Raw genomic sequence first — 200 nt, 5'->3', positions numbered from 1 at the left:
CTCCCGGGTCGATAAGACCCGTAGGTTAGAATTTCAATACAGTCAGGGCGGTATCCCACCAGCGCCTCCACCGAAGCTAGCGCTCCGGGTTCAATGGCTCCCGCCTATCCTGTACAAACTGTACCAAAATTCAATATCAGGCTACAGTAAAGCTCCACGGGGTCTTTCCGTCCTGTCGCGGGTAACCTGCATCTTCACAG

1 rRNA gene is annotated in these 200 nt (G+C 54.0%); it reads right to left on the bottom strand.

The annotated features are described in order from the left end of the window. Positions 1 to 200, bottom strand: a 23S ribosomal RNA gene (locus MR167_RS32905); the annotation flags it as partial.

Source organism: Bacillus cereus group sp. BfR-BA-01355 (assembly GCF_022663675.1).
In the GTDB taxonomy this organism is placed as follows: Bacteria; Bacillota; Bacilli; order Bacillales; family Bacillaceae_G; genus Bacillus_A; species Bacillus_A thuringiensis_S.
The sequence above is the reverse complement of the archived record's forward strand: the minus strand, read 5'-3'. Positions and strand labels throughout refer to the sequence as shown.